Genomic DNA, 16,756 nt, shown 5'->3' on the forward strand with positions numbered 1-16,756 from the left:
GCATTCTCATGGCGTACCGTTGGTCCGAATCCCAATCTCTCCGCCACACACCCTAATTCAGGTGGTGCCAGAGGAAACTCGGTTGTGAAGGGCAGGGCGTCGATCTAGCGTTGGAGCATGACAAAACGCTCTCCCTTCCGCTATTTCAAAAATAGTCCTGAGATCATCCGCCTCGCTGTGATGATGTATGTCCGGTTCCTGCTATCGCTGAGGAATGTGGAAGATCTTCTGCACGAACGTGACATCGAGATCAGCCACGAAACCGTCCGTTTCTGGTGGAACAGATTTGGTCCAATGTTGCATCTGAAATTCGCAGAAAACGGATCGACCGGATGCGATCTTACTCGAACTGGCGATGGCACTTGGACGAGGTCTTCGTAAAGATTAACGGTGAGATCCACTACCTTTGGCGGGCTGTGGATCATGAAGGTGAGGTGCTGGAAACTTACGTCACGAAGCGCCGGGATCGCAAAGCGGCATTGAAATTCGTTATAAAATCAATGAAGCGGTACGGCCAGCCGCAGATCGTTGTGACTGATAAACTTCGGTCATAAGGCGCCGCGATGAAGGTTATCGGCAATTCCGGTAGGCAGGAAACAGGTCGCTGGCTGAACAATCGCGCTGAGAATTCGCACCAACCATTTCGAAGGCGAGAACGGGCCATGCTTCGCTTCCGAAGGATGCGAAGCTTACAGAAATTCGTCGCCGTGCATTCTTCCATTCACAACCTGTTCAACCTGGAGCGCCATCTCTGCTCACGCGACGACTTCAAGCTGAACCGCGCCGCCGCTCTCGCAGAGTGGCGCAATCTCGGCGCCGCATAAGGGGCAGCCACTCCGTCCTTGCAGAGACGAGTTTGCATTCGTCTGATAGCACCGACGAGACGCCTGATGCCGGAACAGAACGACGACGAAAATTGTACGGCGCCTGAACTGGACTGCGCCAAGTCAGCTTACCCGCAAGTCATTTGTCAGCCGTGATAGCCGTTTGAAGCCATCCTCTGTTACCACGCCGGTCTCCCCGAGCGACATGGTGCGGCCGCTATCGAGATCGACCAAGATCATATGCATAAAAAACACCATGTTCGGCTGGATAACCGTCGGTGCACCGGCGCAGAACATCGGTTGCTCCATCCACGAAGGGGGATAGTTGGCACTTAGGGAATAGCCACAGGCATTCAGCCGGTGTTTGCGGTAGCCAGCCGCGTCGAGGATGCGAGCGTGGGTTTCGAAGACGTCGCCAACGAGGTTGCCCGGCTTGCACACCTCCTGACAGGCAATCAGCGCTTCGCAGCAAGCGTCATGCATCCTCTTATGGCCTGAGGAGACTTTGCCAGTGAGTGCCGTTCGCATGATACAGGCATGGTAATGTCGATAGGACGCGCCGAATTCCAGCTGGATCTGATCTTGGATTCCGATTGTCTCTCGACCAGTGAAATTCCGAACAAGCAGCGCCCCTTCGCCGGACCCGATAATAAACCTTCCCGCGGGATAATCTCCGCCGCCTTCGAAAATCGCATTATGGGCCACGGCAAACAGATGCCCCTCGTTAACGCCTGCTTTCAATTCCGCATAAACGTCTTCGATTGCATCATCTGCCAGTTCAGCCGCTCTTGTGATGTATTCCAACTCGGCGGGGCTTTTGACTATGCGAAAGTTCTGCACCAATCCAGAGGCATCACGGAGCATGCAGAAACCAGCCAGTGAGTTGCGGACCATATCCCAACGCGCGCCCGTCAGGCAGGCACCGTCAAGCTCGACGCCAATCCGTTTGCCGCCGCAATTGTACGTGGTGAGCAGTTCTTTCAGATCTTCCCCCGGTGTTGACCCTTCACGATCTACCCAGATTCGAATATCTTCGATCAGAGAGGTATGCATTGCCTGTCTGTGGTCAGCCGAACGGGTGAGCAAGGCTAAGGCGCCATCCGCCCCGAAGTATAATGCCTGAAACTGCGAATACCCGGTGGTATCGTAGCCGGTCAGATAATACATCGTCTCCTGCTTGAAGATCAGCAGGCCATCAAGCTCCTGTTCGGATAGCGCGGACTTGACCCGGTCATGACGAGATGCAAACTCTTCTTGCGTAAAGTGCAGCGGCATTGAGTGTTGTCCCAGGTTCGAATGCAGTTCCGAGATGATCGGGCGCCACCATGGCCGCGCCCGATCTTTGGTGAGGTTAAGCGAACCACCAACGCTCCAGGCATTTGATGCCGTCCATATCCCACGCTGCCGACATGCGATTGTGGGCCACCTTGTCGTTGGTGGCGAAAACATAATTCGAGAAGACGGGTGCGATTACGCCACCGTCATCGCTGCACAGTTTTTGCATCTCAAAGTACATTTCGCCCCGTTTGCCGGTATCCTGCTCTGATCGTGCCTGTTTGAGCAGATCATTGAAACGCGGATTTGCCCAATGCGTTTCGTTCAGGGACACACCCTCGGCATAGATCGATGAGAAAACCCAATCCTCGGTCACGCGACCACTCCAGTAAGAAGCGACGAAGGGTTTCTTGTCCCAGACATTTTCCCAGTAGCCATCATTCGGCTCGCGAATTACATCGATGTTGATGCCAGCCTTGGACGCGTGTTCCTTGTACAAGAGCGCGCCGTCAACGGCCCCGGAAAATGCGGCATCCGCCGCACTGAGGGGGACGGTCAACTCGGTCAGGCCGGCCTTTTTCAGGTGATATTTTGCCTTGTCCGGGTCATAGGGCCGCTGTGGCAACTCGGTCGCAAAATACTTGTTGGACCTCCCGATCGGGTGATCGTTGCCAACGTAGCCATGGCCGAACAGGAGTTTGTCCAATAGGTCCTGGCGGTCAATCCCGTATTTCAGCGCCAAACGCACATCGGGGTTGTCGAACGGCGGCGTGTCGCAGAACATCGAGTACACATAGTGCAGAGTACCTTGGGTTTCTTTCAGGTTGATGCCGGGCCGCTTGCCCAGAAGATGGGCGGTTTTCAGGTCAACCCGATCCATGGCGTCGATCTCACCGGACACCAGCGCGCTGGTACGGGCGTTGGTGTCGATGATGGATAGGATCTCGGCTTCATCGAAATGGCCGTGTCCTTCTTTCCAGTAGTTGGGATTTCGCACCATGGATGTGCTGATGCCGGGCTCGAAGTTCTTCAGCTTGTATGCCCCGGTACCATCGCCGGATCGCCAATCTACGACGCCGTCGCGGGCAGGCAGGATGGCAATGTGATAATCACTCAGCAGGTAGGGGAAATCGGCATTTCCATTGGAAAGCTTGATAGCAATCGTGCTCTTGCCGTCGGCCCGAATTTCTTCGATGGGGGCCAGAATGCTATACACCAGCGAGGTGGAGTTTTCGCCGAGGTGGTGTTGCAGGGACGCGATGACATCTTCTGCATCCATCGTCTTACCGCTGTGAAATTCGATGCCTTTTTTCAGCTCGAACGTCCATTCAGTCGCGTCAGCGGAACCTTCCCAGCTTTCGGCGAGCTCTGATACCAGCTGGTCCTCATTGTTGATCTCGGTTAGGCAGTTGCGCAGACCGAAGCCGACAATCTGCATGTAGGTGTCTTCGAATGTCGCCGGATCCAAAGTATTCGTTGTTGATCCAAGACCCAGACCAATGCGCATGCGCCCTCCTGTCTTTGGGGGCGCGGCCATCGCAGGGCTGTCAGCCAGCGAAATAGCGGCTGGCAGCGTTAGACCCATGGCAAGAGCCCTAGAAATGAATTCGCGACGTGAGAGCTCGCTTCGACCGGGTGAGCGTGTCAGTTTGTCAATGTTTTTCATTCGCATTCTCCTTTAATTCCAGACACACCTATTCGGCATGCTTGGGTGGATTTTGCACTCTGGAACCATATGAGAACGCAAAATGCTGGCAGCTGTCCTGCTACAAATGGGGCAATCGGCACTATTCAGAGTTTTTCCAACCAAGTTGGAGGCCGTTTTGCATGCCTTCCGCCAATACCCGTAATTGAGCGAAAATACCGTTTCCGGCGTTCTTCTATCAGGCCTCAATCGATCCATCCCGCGCTCTGAAGGATAAGCTCTAACTCGCTTGAAAGTTCCGCTTAAAGAAACTATCGTACCGCTCAGTGAAACTACCTAAAATTATACGGAGGCTTTCATTTGAGTCAACGAATTTCTTATTGGATAATTTGGGCATGGGGTGATGCTCGATCGCTTTGGACCTGTTTACGCCGGAACGCATCCGCTCGACTTTCGGGAATCTGCAATTGGAACAGTGTCATTACATTGGCCGCCCCACCAACAGTGAAACAATATTTCTGGTATCCTGTAGCGTTATTGATTCGAATGGAGACTGGGTATTTACGATGACTGGAACGCCACAAAGAGATGTGCTGAATAAATCGGTCGCCCTCATCGATGCTTTAAGCCGCGCCAGTGGTTCCATGCGATTTGTCGATCTGGTGAAAGCCGCAGGATTGCCCAAGAGCACCAGTCATCGGCTTCTGGGCTCGCTTGCGCGCGAAGGGCTTGTCGAATTTGACGCGAAAAATCAGCGCTATCGCCTAGGCCTCAAGATACTGACCTGGGCTTCCAATACCTGGAACAACGTCGAGGTTGCTTCCGTGGCCGTCGACGAGATAGATGCGCTCCACGCCAAAGTGAGTGAACAGGTTTCGCTCGCTGTTCGGGATGGGATGGATGTGGTCTATGTCCGAGCAACCGAGTGCAATCAGCAACTGAAAATCATTGCCAGCCAGATCGGGGACCGGGAACCGGCGCATTGTACGGCGGTGGGGAAAGTCATGCTGGCCCACCTTCCGACCGCCACGCTTGACGAGCTTTTAGGCACGAGGACGCTGACGCGCTTTACGGAAAATACCATCACCGACCGGGCAAAATTCGAGCAAGAGCTAAGCCAAATCAGGCAGCGGGGATTTGCGTATAGTGACAGGGAAAAGCACGAAATGGTGCGCGGCATAGCGGCGCCGGTATTTGATTTTGAAGGTCGCATTATTGCTGCCCTTAACATCTGGGCGCCCGTATTCCGCATTGAGCCGGAGGTTCTTCTTGCCTGGACAGATGTTTTGAACGCCGCAGCGCTGAGGATTTCTCAGAAAATGGGCCATACGGCCTAAAGCGTTCGCGACACGCTCTGGTGGCTTCAAACGCGCTGTTGATGGGGGATCCCCTCTCTTTTTTCCGCCCCACGAAGCACTGCCGCGCACCGGGCCGCAGAAGATCTACAATAGCATTTCCTTTAGCGCAGACACCCGCATAAGCCGTTCGGCCATAAGCTTTTAAATTGCGCGGCCGCGCCCTCTTCCCCGGAGGTTTCAGCTGACAGGAGCAATTTATTGCGCCAACGTTTCGAGCATTCTCGTTTGACAAGGCGGCAAGAAAAATAATACCTATATTATGTGGTCCGCCTAACGGGACACTGGTTCCGCTGAGTGAAACAAGGGGCAACACCACGAACCGCATGTCTTGATCGGGCAGGCAAACATTTTTGATGGCACCATGAGTTCATTCTTCGGCGTGGTTGCTGCGCAGCAATCCCGCACCATCGAAGTGACATGGTCCCGAAGGAGAAGCTGCTATGCATCTGACTGAATACGCCCGTTATGATGCGGTGGGTCTGGCTGAGCTTGTGACCAAAAAGGAAGTGACCTCCAAAGAGCTGGCATCACTGGCTCTGCAAGCCATCGACCATGTCAACGCCGATCTCAATGCCACCATTCAGACCTTCACTGAACGCGTAGATTCCTGTGCCGCTTCCGGGCCTTTCTCGGGCGTTCCGATGCTTAACAAGGATATTGGTTGTGAAGAAAAGGGCGTCTTGTGCGAGATGGGCAGCAAGCTTGCGCTTGGCAATATTTGTACGCAAGACAGCCTTGTTTTCTCGCGGTTTCGCCAAGCGGGCTTTATCAATCTGGGTAGAACAACAACCCCTGAATTCGGCCTCGCCGGTGTCACGGAAAACTCTGTTACCGGGATTTCCCGTAACCCATGGAATCGCGATCACACTCCCGGCGGCTCCAGTGGCGGGTCTTGCGCAATGGTCGCGGCCGGTGCGGTGCCGATTGCCACTGCGAGCGATGCCGGCGGCTCCATTCGCAGCCCCGCATCACATAGTGGTTTGGTCGGTCTAAAGCCGACCCGCGGGCGCATTCCCGCGGGGCCATCTCACGCAGAATCTCTTAACGGCCTTGGGACAACTTTTGCCGTGACACGCACAATGCGTGATTGCGCCGCGACGCTGGATGCTGTGCAGGGGGCGGCAATCGGCGACCCCTACAAGATTGCCCCTCCTGCGAGACCCTATATGGACGAGCTTGGTCAACGCTCCAAGCCCATGCGCATCGCCTATTCGACTACGCCTTGGGTGCGCGCGTGCGATCCCGAAGTTGACGCGGGTGTCAAACAAGCACTGAGCGTTCTGGAAGATGCCGGACACCACGTAGAAGAGGCCAGACCCGAAATAGATTATGTGGCTCTCATGGCCGCAGCTTTGACGCTTTCCTGTGCAAGTGTGGCCAATAGCTCGGATGCCCTTGGCGCGTTGCTCGATCGAAAACCCGGGCCCGATAACCTGCAATCCGCGACATGGGCATTTTATGAAGTCGGAAAAAAGCTGTCTGCGAGTGATGTGCTGAACGCCTTGGACGTTTTAAATGTGGTAAACCGGCAGGCCGGGCAATTTTTTGAGTCCTACGATGTGTTGGTTCTGCCAAGTTGCCTTGGGCCCGCGCCGCTTATTGGTGCGCTCGATTGTGATCCGGTAGGCCCGGTTGATCCCCATACTTGGAATGAACAGGTCTCCAAATTGGGTGTTTTCATGCCGCTCTTCAACGTCACCGGCCAACCAGCGATCTCACTGCCACTTCACCAAAGCTCTACCGGTTTGCCAATCGGGGTACAATTTGCAGCGAAATTTGGCGACGAGGCGCGACTTTTTGCCTTGGGCGGGTTGCTCGAAGAGGCGCTGCCGTGGGCAGACAGAATACCGCCACTTCACGTTTCAAATAAGCTCAGTCAATAATCCTGCGGCGGTGCCAAAATACAAGATAGTCTAGAAGATCAATTAAGGACCTGTGCTCAATAAACCAGAAGAAGGCGTAAACGGAATGGACCGACTACCCGTATTGGTGATCAAACGCCTTGCCTTTGGAGTGGTGACGCTTTTCATTATTTCGGTAATCGTATTTCTGGGGTTAGAGGCGCTGCCGGGCGATCTCGCTCAGACGATTCTGGGTCAGGCTGCAACCGAAGAAAACACCGCCGCCCTGCGGCAGAAATTGGGGTTGGATCTGCCTGCTCATGTCCGGTATCTTTCCTGGCTGGGCGACATACTCGTGGGTGATTTAGGGGAATCCTTGGCCAGCGGCCGGCCGATTTCCGAGCTTCTGGGCGCGCGCTTGGGAAACACGTTTTTCCTTGCGGCCGTTTCTGCGGCACTGGCTGTACCGATCGCCCTTTTTCTTGGGATCGTGTCCGTTCTGTATCGGGAGCGTTGGGTCGACAAACTAATTTCGATCTCAACGCTTTCGGCCATTTCCTTCCCGGAGTTTTTCATCGCCTATATACTGATCCTCGGGCTTTCCGTTGAATTTCAGATATTCCCGAGCTTTTCCCGCATCACTCCAGATATGGGGTTCTGGAACAAGCTTTACGCCGTTGCGCTCCCCGCCCTTACCCTGACCTTGATTTCGGTCGCTCATATGATGCGCATGACACGCGCGGCAATATTAAACGTTATTTCGAGCCCCTATATCGAAATGGCCATTCTGAAAGGAATGACGCGCTGGCGCATCATTGTGCACCATGCTTTGCCAAACGCGCTTTCACCGGTAATTAACGTCATCGTTCTGAATCTCGCCTTCATGATCGTCGGTGCCGTCGTGATTGAAGTTGTTTTTGTTTACCCCGGGTTGGGTCAGCTGCTCGTAGATTCCGTTTCCAATCGCGACCTACCTGTCGTCCAGGCCAGCGTCCTCATTTTTGCCTCTACCTATGTGATGCTGAATTTGCTGGCGGACATTCTGTCAATTGTCACCAATCCAAAATTGAGGAATCCAAAGTGAGGAGCGATTGATGGGAGCGACCTGGAAATTCTTGCGCTGCGCGCCGACCGCGGCAAAAATTGGCATGGTCATTGTTCTTCTGAACTGTTTCGCCGCCGTCTTTGCCCCGGCAATCGCACCCTACGGTGAAACCGAAATCGTTGGCGCCCCGTGGGAAAACGGCTTCTGGGACGCGCAAGCGCCAGAGCACACTCCGCCAGTCGTCCTTGGGACCGACCACATCGGGCGCGATTTGTTAACACGTGTTTTGTTTGGCGCGCGTAACACGATCGGGATCGCGCTGATGACGACGACCCTCGCTTTTGCGGTTGGTGTTTCGCTTGGGTTTCTCGCCGCCAGCCTGAGAGGTTGGGTTGACCAATTGATCAGCCGGTCATTCGACGTGATAATGGCGATCCCGACACTCATATTTGCTCTGATGATACTGTCTGTTCTGGGCACCGAGATACATATTCTGATCATAGTGATCGCGCTGCTGGATTCGACGCGTGTTTTTCGGATTTCACGCGCGGTCGCGATGGATGTGGAAATCATGGAGTATGTCGAGGTCGCCAAACTGCGCGGCGAAGGCCTGTGGTGGGTGATGCGGCGTGAAATCCTTCCCAACACGATGGCCCCGCTGATAGCCGAGTTCGGACTTCGCTTCTGTTTTGTATTTCTGTTCATCGCCGCTCTCAGTTTCCTGGGACTTGGGATTCAGCCGCCCTCTGCCGACTGGGGCAGCATGGTGCGAGAGAACGCCCAGGGGATCACCTTTGGTATCATCATCCCTCTCATTCCCGCCGCCGCCATCGCCCTGCTGACAGTTGGTGTGAATTTGGTGGTCGATTGGTTTCTGCAGCAAGCATCCGGGATACGCGATACGCGGTAGCCCTCAAGCCACGAGGAAATTCAATGTCTGACCCATTGCTGGCGATCAAGGATCTGGTTGTCGAAGGATATCAGGACGAGCAGTGGAATCGCATTGTACGCGGTGTTTCGCTGACCCTGAAAAAAGGCGAAGTTCTGGGCTTGATTGGCGAGTCCGGAGCCGGAAAATCCACCCTTGGCATCGCCGCCATGGGACATGTGCGGCCCGGTTGCCGCATTGCCAGCGGTTCGATCATGTTCGATGGAATCGACATGACCACCGCGCCTGAAGAGAAGCTTCGCAAGATGCGGGGCGTCAGGATTGCCTATGTGGCGCAGAGTGCTGCCGCCGCTTTTAATCCGGCGCACACATTGATGCAGCAGTTCACGGAAACGCCGGTGTTCCACGGCGTAATGGATTATAAACGCGCCAAAAAATCCGCCCAAGACCTGTTCAAGGTTCTGGACCTGCCCGACCCGGAGAAAATCGGGAACCGTTATCCTCATCAAGTATCGGGCGGGCAATTGCAACGCGCAATGGTGGCGATGGCCATGGCCTGCAATCCGGACCTGATTATTTTTGATGAGCCCACCACCGCGCTCGACGTCACAACCCAGATCGAGGTGCTGGCTGCGATCAAGGATGCCATTCGCAATTATGATACGGCTGCTCTTTATATCAGTCATGATTTGGCCGTCGTGTCGCAGATTGCAGATCGCATCATGGTTCTGCGTAATGGCGGCGAAGTGGAAACCGGCAAAACCCGTCAGATTATCGAAAATCCCAGAGAGGAGTACACACGCGCATTGGTGTCAGTAAACCACATCCACAAAGATAAATTGCAACCGAAAGACAGAAATCGCGAAGTTCTTGTCCTGCGAAATATCTCGGCCAGCTATGGCAGGGGGGTGAAGATTCTGGATGATGTCAGTATCACTCTAACACAAGGTAAGACCGTAGCCTTGGTGGGAGAATCTGGCTCGGGCAAATCAACGGCCGCGCGCGTCATCACCGGATTGCTGCCACCAGATGAGGGCGAGATCAGCTTTCAAGGCGAACCTCTTGCCCCCTCGTTCAGGGACCGCCCCAAGGATGTACTTCGCCGCATACAGATGATCTATCAAATGCCAGACGTTGCCCTTAACCCGCGGATGAAGGTCAAAGATGTTATCGGGCGACCGCTGGCTTTCTATTTCGGCTTGACCGAAGATACCAAAGATCAACGCGTCGCTGAACTACTTGAGAAAATCGAACTGGGCGACACCTATCTTGATCGGTATCCGTCTGAATTATCCGGGGGCGAGAAGCAGCGGGTGTGCATCGCCCGCGCGCTGGCCGCTGAGCCCGAGCTTATCGTGTGTGATGAAATCACATCGGCGCTGGATCCGTTGGTGGCCGAAGGCATTCTTAAATTGCTACAGGATCTTCAGAACGATCTGGCGGTTTCATATTTGTTTATCACCCACGATCTGGCAACGGTAAAAGCCATTTCCGACGAAATTGTTGTCATGCATCAGGGGCGGGTCGTGGAGCAGGGCACCCGCGACGAAATTCTGACCCCGCCACATCATGAATACACGGAACTATTGCTGTCCTCGGTCCCCGAAATGGACCCTCACTGGCTGACAAACGTGCTGCAACATCGAAAAGAACTGCAAGCAAATCTCCTCAATCAGAAAAATCAGTAACTTGCCCCTGCCAATAGGTTACCCGACCGCGTCTTCTGCCCGGGAAACGGCCCGATACTGTCCAGAATTGGCGCGATGAGAAAGGACCCGGCCAACGCGAAGCGTACGCTGGAGAATTCCCCTGTATGGCACTGTCAGAGCAAAATGGCTTGAGGCGTGTTGGGCAGTCGCCTTACTTCGCCGGATAACACAACACATTCCGTTTCGGTACTTTAAAACCAGCCCCGAAATCATTCGCCTGGCGGTGATGATGTATGTCCGATTTCCGCTGTCTATTCGAAATGTGGAGGATGTATTGCGCAAACGCCGTATCGATATCGACAAGGCGACAGTGTATTTAAATTCAATGACTTACGGACTAGAGAAGGTTCGACCCCAGTCCGGCTCTGTCAGAGCAAAACCGGTTGAGGCGGGGAGGGCGAGCACTTAGCGTCGCGTGATGACAAAACGCAACGCCTTTCGTTACTTCAAGACGAGCCCAGAGATCATCCGTCTGGCCGTCATGATGTACTTTCGATTTCCGCTTTCGCTTCGGAACGTGGAAGACCTTCTGCACGAACGCGGCATCGACATTAGCCACGAAACTGTTCGATTTTGGTGGAACAGATTTGGTCCGATGTTTGCCGCTGAAATCCGCAGAAAACGAGTGCAGCAGATGCGTGCATACTCGAATTGGCAGTGGCACTTGGATGAGGTGTTCGTGAAGATCAACGGCGAGACGCACTATCTTTGGCGGGCTGTGGATCATGAAGGGGAAGTCCTGGAAAGCTTTGTCACAAAGCGCCGTGATCGCAAGGCAGCATTGAAATTTCTTAGGAAAACCATGAAACGCCATGGTCGCGCACATATTTTCGTCACCGACATGCTGCGTTCCTACGGCGCGGCAATGAAGGTCATCGGCAACGTAGACAGACAGGAAACCGGCCGATGGCTCAACAACCGGGCTGAGAATTCACACCAGCCATTTCGAAGGCGAGAACGGGCCATGCTTCGGTTCAGACGCATGCGAAGTTTGCAAAAATTCGCCGCCGTTCACGCTTCCGTCTATAACCACTTTAATCATGAACGCAGCCTCTCAAGTCGACCCTATTTCAAGCTGAATCGCGCCGCTGCTCTTGCCGAGTGGCGCCAACTCGGCGCGGCATAACAGGCAGGCACGCCACCCTTGCAGAGACGAGTTCGAATTGGTCTGACAGCACCCTCAGAATGCTTGATGTCCATTTCGCCAACTTCAAGCTGCCTGCCGTTGGAGCGGAGCCATGCTGCAAGAAGCTCGACCGTTGCTGCCAATTGGTCAGTCTTGCGCAGTGAACACTCCCACACCGTTGCGACCCGCCATCCTGCCTCTAACAACTGGCCCTGTACAGCGCCGTCCCGGGTCACATTCGCGTCGAACTTCGCCTGCCAGAATTCTGGACGCGTCGATGGAGTGGTTGTGTAACGACAGCCCTCATGGCGGTGCCAAAAGCAGCCATGCACGAAGACGATTGTGTGATGCTTCGGAAACACGAGATCAGGTCGCCCGGGGACATTCTTCGAATGCAGCCGGTAACGGAAGCCGCGTGCATGAAGCGCCCGCCGAAGCACCAGTTCGGGCTTCGTGTCCTTCCCCTTGATCCCGGCCATCATCCGGGAACGGGTCTGTTTGTCTACGATATCGGTCACGTGCACCCTGGTCTTCGATCTGGAACCTAGTATACACCGACTGAATGAATTTCGTCAGGAGCCTGATTTGTCAGCCACTTTCGGCATTGTCGATCTGTTCGCCGGTCCAGGCGGACTTGGCGAGGGATTTGCCTCCCTGGTCGAGGACGGACATGTGCCGTTCCGGATCGGCATCTCGGTCGAGAAAGAGGCATCGGCCCATCGCACCCTGACGCTGCGCGCATTCCTGCGTGAATACCGGGCGCTTTACGGCACCTTGCCCGATCAGTTTATCGATTTCCACGCGGGGCTTGTCCCCGAGCCGGATTGGTCAGCAGTCGACGCCGAAGCGTGGCAGCTTGCCATTGATGAGGCTCGTGCACTCGAGCTCGGCACTGAGGCAGCTGCGACGGCAATTGACGGCGCCATCGCGAAGCTGCGCAAAAACCATGACGATACGATTCTGATCGGCGGACCGCCCTGTCAGGCTTATTCCCTGGTCGGGCGCGCCCGGGCCAAGGGCAAGATCGGCTATGTGCCTGAAGAGGATGAGCGGCATTACCTGTTCCGAGAGTACATCCGCGTGCTCGACAGGCTTCGTCCCGCCGCTTTCGTGATGGAAAACGTCAAGGGCATGCTGTCCTCGACTGTCGAAAGCCGACTTGTCTTCGAGATGCTGATGGAGGATCTGTCCTCGCTCGGCACGGGCCACGGTCATCACTACGAGCTGCTGGCTGTTCGGGTGGAAGATGGAAAAGCCAGCCTGCAAGAAGCAGGGCGACCGTCTGATTTCATCGTGCGGGCCGAGCAGTTCGGGGTCCCGCAACGGCGCCACAGGGTGATCATTGTCGGAATTCGGTCCGACCTTTCGGGCAAGGCTGCGCGCGCCGAGATTGCTGTCTCGGGTCTGACGCGGACGGTCAGCGACATAATCGGGACGATGCCCGAGCTGCGCAGCGGAATTAGTCGTGGTCGGGACGATTCATCGGCGTGGCGAAAAGAGGTCATTGAAGCGGCGAAACTTCTGACCAAAACCCATAAGGGGAAGGAGAACGCCCCACTTCGGGAGGCATTCTCATCCGTTGCCAAGGGAATGAAGTCGGGAGCGCCGAGCCGTCGGACGGCGTCTTCCCTGCCAGATGGCTATGGCACCTCGAACGATGAACTGCTGCGCTGGCTTGAGCGGCCAGAACTGCGCGCCATTGCCCAGCACGAAACGCGCGGGCACATGCCCTCGGATCTTGGACGGTATCTGTTCGCCGCTGTGTTCGGGGCAGTGCGCGGTTATAGCCCAAAGGCGGCTGATTTTCCGATCACGCTCAGCCCGGCCCATCGGAACTGGCACAGCGGCGTCTTCAATGACCGATTTCGAGTCCAACTGGCCGAAGCAGCCGCGACTACGGTAACCAGCCATATCTCCAAGGATGGACATTACTTCATCCATCCCGATCCGATGCAGTGCCGCAGCCTGACAGTTCGCGAGGCCGCCCGGCTGCAGACCTTCCCCGACGACTACCTTTTCCTGGGGAACCGGACCCAGCAGTACGTCCAGGTTGGAAACGCGGTGCCGCCGTTTCTTGCTCGGCATATTGCGAAACTGCTTCAGATCGCGTTGGGCTAATTCCCTCTATCCGCGCCGCTCGCTCTTGCCTCCAATTCGCTTTCTCAAATTTCTAACGTCGATCATCAATTCTGAAATTTCATCAAAACGACCCAAAAGGTAATTTAAGGCATTCGTTTCAGAACGTCCTAAGACGGCTTTTTTGTTGCTGAGTTTAGCGAGCGCGCGGCTTGACTTGGGCGACAACCAGTTTCGTTCTGCAGCGACCTGACGCACCCGAAGAACAGAAGAGCTAATTTCCTTCTGCGTGGGCATTCCATTTTCCGTATTGTCCTTGCTGTCAGGGGTGATACGGGCAGTAACTTTCGAAGCGGGAGCTTTCTCGGGCCGCGCGCTCGGATACTCCAGTTCCACCTCGTCTTCCGGGTTCTCAGCATTGAACAAAGCTTTTCTAAGTAGGTCCGTGTCGGACCGGTGTCGGGCGAATGTGCCTGCGACTTTTAGTACATGCTCAGTCGCGGCTCGTTCTCGCTTCGAGAGCGGTGCTGATTGTCGCGATGCTTTATCAAGCGCCGCCGCCGCGGACAGCCAGCGCCGACGCAACGCAAACTCTTTTAGGCGCACAAATGCTTCTAGGTGTTGAAAAGACCTACCTTGAGATTCAGAAGTTTCTTGGTGCTGCTGGTCTTCTGTGGGTGACCTCGCAAAACCAGTGTCTATCGAGTTAGCGGTTGACGCAAACTCGATATCTTCGAGGCTCCAGTCTTCTTCGTCGTGGTCCCAGCGGACTACGTCAACCTTTTGAAATGTGCCTCGCGCCTGCAACCCCTTTTGGGCAATAAAATGATCTTCTGCGCTCAGCTCGACTTCAAAATCCAGTGGTTGAATATCTTCCGGAATTGGGCTTTGCGAGTGAGCGAGATTAATTGCATTCGCAGTTTTTTGAACAGGTGCTTCATCGCCAACATGAGCGAGACTGGCGGTCTGACTTGAGGTTCTTCCATTGGCTCCCTGAACAGGGAGTTCATGATCCGTCTTGTGCTTCGAAACAGATATCGATCGCCGTCTAATCCGTCGAAACAATGACTTTGCATTTCTCCACAAAATCACTCGAGCTTCTCCACATCAGGTTTCACAATTCGCTTTGTTAACGATTCATATGAACCCAAAGCCCAAGCATTTTATTCAACGAAGTTCCTGGATTGAACCATGCGGCGCTGGAAATTCAGCAGCCCTGACATTCACCCACGTATCCGCCCGTTTCGCCACTTCCGAGAACTGCTGTCCCGGGGCGATCCGGTTGAACTCCGCGTTCACGATCACCGCCCAGTCCCAGAGCAGGTCGCGCAAACCGCCGGAAATCCCCTGCCGCATCCAGACCTGCTGAAGATCGAGCCTATCGCCGAGCTTTTCCGAAACAACGGCAACGACATAGGTGGCAATGTTCACATAGCCTTGACGAAAAATCTCTTTTGCATCTTTTGTTTTGATCATGCTTTCGATCGCCTTGAAAATCATGACTTTCGCAATCATCGCGCGAAACCAATTTGCATCAAGTGGACTGGGAACGAGATTTGGATTATCATCGAGAGCGTCCATCAGTGCTTTGAAATTCTTTTCGCCGGCAAGAGCGACCTGATTGGGCTTACCTCGCCAAGCTTCATGGTACTTGGCAATGTCGGTCTTGGTCAGTTTGCGCCTTGGTGGGATCATCTCCTTCAGCTTGCGACGTTTGGCAGGTGTGGTGCCCTCTCTCAGCAGCATGACGTTGTAGGCGCCAGCCGCCCGCTCGTAGAACCAACGGGTAGCGCCATCCGGGCACCAAGTGTCGTTTGCTAGTTTTTCAAGCTCTCGATGGAATGGACGATTTGCCGAGAGGTCCGACATTTTCACCGCGTTCTGGCTGTTTGCATAACGCGAGACGTTGCTGATCAACCGCTCACGTGCTTCGTCTTGAGAGCCCTTGAGAATGATGATCTTGGCCGGAACCATGACATGGCTCAGATCGATGGTACGGTCGTCGCGCGACGCGAAATAGATACTCGAGGTTGTCTGGCCACCGTTCACGATCTGCAGCCCCTTCAGGAATGACAGACCCAAATTGCCGTCATCGGAACGCTCGAACGCAGCTTCGTCGCAAACTAGGACAAGGCCGTTATTGAACGCGAGAAAGTGCTCCGGTTCCTTTCGTAGCGTTTCGACTATGCCCTTGTTCACCGCACGTTTGTTTCCCAGGAAAGTGCGGATGTTGGCTTCGAGCAGCGTCGTACCGTAACGAAGATAAAGATCACGAATAAGTTGCCCGGGAATAGCTGTCAGGGCGTATTCGTAATCTGCGTCAGGGTCAGGGACGTGGACACAGGGCAGCGGTCGACCTAGCGACTGAACGAAACTGACTGCAAGTTCATCCCTTGGTTTTCCTTCGGTGTGTCGAAACAGCCGCTCGATGTCCATCGCCTCGACGGCCACCATCTTCTGATGAACCTCCTTGTTCGAGAACCGCTTGGTCTTGGTTCGCCCGTCTGTGATCACGAACACCCGAAGTCGATCGATTTCGTTCCATCGGGAACGGATGGTTGCAACGAGGTCCCTGACAGGGTGGGTAGGATCAATCTTCGTGTCGAGCTGGCCGCTTGCAGCGCGAAAGAGAAAACGCACGCCTTCACTGGCGGTTCCAGTGGCATCTGAGTCGCGGAGATCGTTCAATTCGTTAGTCCCGAAATAGTGGGTCACGAACAGGTCGAGCGCCGTTTCATCTGAGCTGAGGGCATAACCGGTGATGCGCAGTCTGGCGTTGCCGACCTTGCCGTTCCAATGGCAAACGGTCGGCGCGTCGCAGATCCCGGTTTCCGCCACATGCTCCATCACCATTTCGGCAAAGACGAGTTCCTCCGAAGGAAAGGGGCCCTCACCATCCGCCACGCGTTCGGCGATGATCGTCTGCAGGTCAGATCGGAAATTGTGGTGAAATTCTTCAAGGCTCATG

At 54.7% G+C, this 16,756-nt stretch carries 12 protein-coding genes and 2 pseudogenes; 9 read left to right on the forward strand and 5 right to left on the reverse strand.

Annotation, left to right across the window (positions count from 1 at the left end):
* Positions 1 to 117: 117 nt before the first annotated feature.
* Positions 118 to 824: pseudogene (locus tag MK6180000_RS02945) on the forward strand (IS6 family transposase).
* 123 nt (positions 825 to 947) lie between these two features.
* On the opposite strand, the gene MK6180000_RS02950 reads toward MK6180000_RS02945, so the two are convergent.
* Positions 948 to 2,099: a M24 family metallopeptidase gene (locus MK6180000_RS02950; RefSeq protein WP_138933377.1), complete on the reverse strand. Its 1,152-nt coding sequence runs from the start codon at positions 2,097 to 2,099 to the stop codon at positions 948 to 950.
* 76 nt (positions 2,100 to 2,175) lie between these two features.
* On the reverse strand, positions 2,176 to 3,765 hold the full coding sequence (locus MK6180000_RS02955; RefSeq protein WP_138933379.1) for an ABC transporter substrate-binding protein: 1,590 nt from the start codon (positions 3,763 to 3,765) through the stop codon (positions 2,176 to 2,178).
* Positions 3,766 to 4,160: 395 nt separating this feature from the next.
* On the opposite strand from MK6180000_RS02955, the gene MK6180000_RS02960 reads away from it, so the two are divergent.
* From MK6180000_RS02960 to MK6180000_RS02990, 7 genes and pseudogenes are all read left to right on the forward strand, one after another.
* Positions 4,161 to 5,081 (forward strand): IclR family transcriptional regulator, encoded by a 921-nt coding sequence (locus MK6180000_RS02960; protein WP_171054511.1) that lies wholly within the window; start codon positions 4,161 to 4,163, stop codon positions 5,079 to 5,081.
* 461 nt (positions 5,082 to 5,542) lie between these two features.
* Entirely contained in the window at positions 5,543 to 6,985 is a 1,443-nt protein-coding gene (locus MK6180000_RS02965) for an amidase (protein WP_138933381.1), read from the forward strand.
* Between the two features lie 85 nt (positions 6,986 to 7,070).
* Complete coding sequence (locus MK6180000_RS02970; protein ID WP_138933382.1) at positions 7,071 to 8,027, forward strand: ABC transporter permease; 957 nt, start codon at positions 7,071 to 7,073, stop codon at positions 8,025 to 8,027.
* A 10-nt stretch (positions 8,028 to 8,037) separates the two neighbouring features.
* Positions 8,038 to 8,898, forward strand: coding sequence for an ABC transporter permease (locus tag MK6180000_RS02975; RefSeq protein ID WP_138933383.1), 861 nt, complete (start codon positions 8,038 to 8,040; stop codon positions 8,896 to 8,898).
* A gap of 23 nt (positions 8,899 to 8,921) precedes the next feature.
* Complete coding sequence (locus MK6180000_RS02980; RefSeq protein WP_138933384.1) at positions 8,922 to 10,565, forward strand: ABC transporter ATP-binding protein; 1,644 nt, start codon at positions 8,922 to 8,924, stop codon at positions 10,563 to 10,565.
* Positions 10,566 to 10,749: 184 nt separating this feature from the next.
* Positions 10,750 to 10,882 (forward strand): annotated as a pseudogene (locus tag MK6180000_RS20555) (IS6 family transposase); the annotation flags it as partial.
* Between the two features lie 122 nt (positions 10,883 to 11,004).
* The gene (locus tag MK6180000_RS02990; protein WP_138933385.1) at positions 11,005 to 11,712 is read left to right on the forward strand and encodes an IS6 family transposase; all 708 of its coding nucleotides are present in this window, start codon (positions 11,005 to 11,007) and stop codon (positions 11,710 to 11,712) included.
* Here the strand turns inward: MK6180000_RS02990 and MK6180000_RS02995 are convergent.
* Positions 11,652 to 12,230, reverse strand: coding sequence for a DNA mismatch endonuclease Vsr (locus tag MK6180000_RS02995; protein WP_138933386.1), 579 nt, complete (start codon positions 12,228 to 12,230; stop codon positions 11,652 to 11,654). The two genes, MK6180000_RS02990 and MK6180000_RS02995, sit on opposite strands and share 61 nt — an antisense overlap.
* A 67-nt stretch (positions 12,231 to 12,297) precedes the next feature.
* On the opposite strand from MK6180000_RS02995, the gene MK6180000_RS03000 reads away from it, so the two are divergent.
* The gene (locus MK6180000_RS03000) at positions 12,298 to 13,830 is read left to right on the forward strand and encodes a DNA cytosine methyltransferase (protein WP_171054512.1); all 1,533 of its coding nucleotides are present in this window, start codon (positions 12,298 to 12,300) and stop codon (positions 13,828 to 13,830) included.
* A 6-nt stretch (positions 13,831 to 13,836) separates the two neighbouring features.
* On the opposite strand, the gene MK6180000_RS03005 is transcribed toward MK6180000_RS03000, so the two are convergent.
* Positions 13,837 to 14,880 carry a hypothetical protein gene (locus MK6180000_RS03005; RefSeq protein ID WP_138933388.1) on the reverse strand — a complete coding sequence of 348 codons (1,044 nt, stop codon included), beginning with the start codon at positions 14,878 to 14,880 and terminating at the stop codon, positions 13,837 to 13,839.
* Positions 14,881 to 14,955: 75 nt separating this feature from the next.
* Positions 14,956 to 16,755: an AIPR family protein gene (locus MK6180000_RS03010; RefSeq protein ID WP_138933389.1), complete on the reverse strand. Its 1,800-nt coding sequence runs from the start codon at positions 16,753 to 16,755 to the stop codon at positions 14,956 to 14,958.
* Position 16,756 lies beyond the last annotated feature (1 nt).

The organism is Roseovarius arcticus (assembly GCF_006125015.1).
Taxonomy (GTDB): domain Bacteria; phylum Pseudomonadota; class Alphaproteobacteria; order Rhodobacterales; family Rhodobacteraceae; genus Roseovarius; species Roseovarius arcticus.

What these genes read in the sequence shown, in the direction of transcription:
- MK6180000_RS03010 (WP_138933389.1), bottom strand. Translation starts at nt 16,755, where the DNA reads ATGAGCCTTGAAGAATTTCACCACAATTTCCGATCTGACCTGCAGACG.
- MK6180000_RS02970 (WP_138933382.1), top strand. Translation starts at nt 7,071, where the DNA reads ATGGACCGACTACCCGTATTGGTGATCAAACGCCTTGCCTTTGGAGTG.
- MK6180000_RS02980 (WP_138933384.1), top strand. Translation starts at nt 8,922, where the DNA reads ATGTCTGACCCATTGCTGGCGATCAAGGATCTGGTTGTCGAAGGATAT.
- MK6180000_RS02950 (WP_138933377.1), bottom strand. Translation starts at nt 2,099, where the DNA reads ATGCCGCTGCACTTTACGCAAGAAGAGTTTGCATCTCGTCATGACCGG.
- MK6180000_RS02975 (WP_138933383.1), top strand. Translation starts at nt 8,038, where the DNA reads ATGGGAGCGACCTGGAAATTCTTGCGCTGCGCGCCGACCGCGGCAAAA.
- MK6180000_RS02965 (WP_138933381.1), top strand. Translation starts at nt 5,543, where the DNA reads ATGCATCTGACTGAATACGCCCGTTATGATGCGGTGGGTCTGGCTGAG.
- MK6180000_RS02955 (WP_138933379.1), bottom strand. Translation starts at nt 3,765, where the DNA reads ATGAAAAACATTGACAAACTGACACGCTCACCCGGTCGAAGCGAGCTC.
- MK6180000_RS02990 (WP_138933385.1), top strand. Translation starts at nt 11,005, where the DNA reads ATGACAAAACGCAACGCCTTTCGTTACTTCAAGACGAGCCCAGAGATC.